The sequence below is a fragment of the Streptomyces fildesensis genome (genome assembly GCF_016107395.1).
GTDB lineage: Bacteria > Actinomycetota > Actinomycetes > Streptomycetales > Streptomycetaceae > Actinacidiphila > Actinacidiphila fildesensis.
In genome coordinates, this window is record NZ_JAAIKO010000109.1 from 1 (window position 1) to 2,004 (window position 2,004).

Here is a 2,004-nt window from a genome sequence, read left to right on the forward strand (position 1 = left end):
GTGATGTAACCGGACGTCAAGCTCAGGATAGCCAGCCGGTGAAAGTCCGGTCCGGGGAGACGCCAGGGTCCCCGGTAGCTGACTCCCGGCGTCACCCGAAATGGTGGCGTCGAAGTGGAGTGACAAGCGCCCTCCGGGGGCGTGCAACCGACCAGTCCGCAACATGAAGTGAAGCCTGCAGCGTCGTCATTTAACCCCCGCCCATGGGCGGGCCAAGGAGGAGCCGAGCCTGTGCTTGTTTGGCGAAGGCCACGGAAGGCGATCTCGGACCTGGAGCGGTCGCCGAAGAACCTCCCGGCGTAAGGGGCGTGGAATGGTCGGAAGGTTGTCCTGGGAACTGGAGAGAGCCTCCTCGGCCCCGGGTTTGCGGCCCGGGAAGCGTGACCTTCCTATAACCGGCAGAACCGGGAAATGGAGGGTTGCCGAGAGGCAGTCGGAGGGGGTCGTAGTAGTGATGATCGGCGGGACAACACAACCCGCTGGGAGCGAAGGGCCCCTGCTTCATCGATGCGATTCGCGAACATGGAGGGACTCGGATGAGTGCCGTTTCGGCTAGTTCCATCCGCCGGGAGGAAGGCGCCGCAGGACCGGGCCGTCGTTCTCTGGACAAGGTCCGAACCCTGCAGCGGACGCTTTACCGCTGTGCCAAGCAAGAACCCGAACGCCGGTTTCATACCCTGTATGGCCATGTCCACCGCATGGACGTTCTCAGGCGGGCATGGGCCGGTGTGTGCGCAAACCGAGGAGCCCCCGGTGTGGACGGCATGACCGTTGAGGCGGTGGAAACCTCGGGGGTGAATGCATTCCTCCAGGACCTTTCGCAGAGACTACGGACGCATACGTATCGTCCGTCGGTGCTGCGACGGGTCCAGATTCCCAAACCGGGGCGGCCGGGCGAGCTCCGGCCGCTTTCGATCCCCACCGTGGCGGACCGGGTGGTGATGACGGCCGCGAAACTGGTCCTGGAACCAGTATTCGAAGCCCAGTTCACCGAGGCGAGCTACGGATTTCGGCCGAAACGGTCCGCGATCGACGCGTGCGAAGCCGTGCGCGTCGCGGCGAACCAGCGGCGGGAGTGGGTGTTCGAGGCCGACATCCGGGACTGCTTCGGCACGATCGACCATGAGGCGCTGATGGCCCAGGTGGCACGGCGTGTGGTGGACCGGTCGATGCTGAAGCTGATCCGGGCCTGGCTGTGGATGGGAGTTCTGGAGGGCGGGGTGACATCCCCGACCGGGGCAGGAACCCCACAGGGCTCACCGATTTCCCCGTTGCTGGCGAATATCGCGCTGCACGTTCTCGATGAGGCGTGGCAGAGCGAAGGCCGCCGGCTGGGGACACTGGTGAGGTACTGCGATGATTTCGTGGTCCTGTCGCCGACCGCACAACGGGCTGAACAGGCCCGTGAATTGGCGGCGCGAGTGCTGGAACAGCTCGGGATGCGCTTGCACCCGGAGAAGACCGGCATCATCTGCCTCACCGGAGGCGGACAGGGCTTCGATTTCCTTGGCTTCCACCACCGGAAGATGGAGTCGTGGAAATGGCGGGGCAAGTACTACTTGCAACGCTGGCCTTCGGCCAGAGCGATGCGGGTGCTGCGGGACAAAGTCCGCGCGGCGACCGCTCGTTCGAAGACTGAACGGCCAGTATCCGCTGTGGTAGCCGATCTCAACCCCGTGCTGCGGGGCTGGGCTGCGTACTTCCGCAACGGGAACTCCGGGCGGAAGTTCAACGTAGTTGATGGCTACGTCCACGAGCGGCTGGCGATTTTCGCCAGCGCGAAACACAGACTCGCGGGCAGGAACTGGGCCACCCGATTTACGAACGGGTGGATCACTCGGCTCGGTGTCTACCGTCTTACCGGAAATGTGCGCAGGGCGACGGCGCATGCCAGCCGGTGAACGATGTCGGAAAGCCGTGTGCGGGAGAACTGCATGCACGGTTTGAAGCGGCGGGGACTGGAAACGGAGCGTCAGCCACCGCGCCAGTCCCCGACCCTACTCA

1 protein-coding gene is annotated in these 2,004 nt (G+C 64.5%); it reads left to right on the top strand.

From position 1 onward, the window contains the following. The first annotated feature begins 698 nt into the window (after positions 1-698). Positions 699-1,901 (top strand): group II intron reverse transcriptase/maturase, encoded by a 1,203-nt coding sequence (gene ltrA / locus C6N31_RS42070; RefSeq protein ID WP_232486337.1) that lies wholly within the window; start codon positions 699-701, stop codon positions 1,899-1,901. The last annotated feature ends 103 nt before the right edge of the window (positions 1,902-2,004 follow it).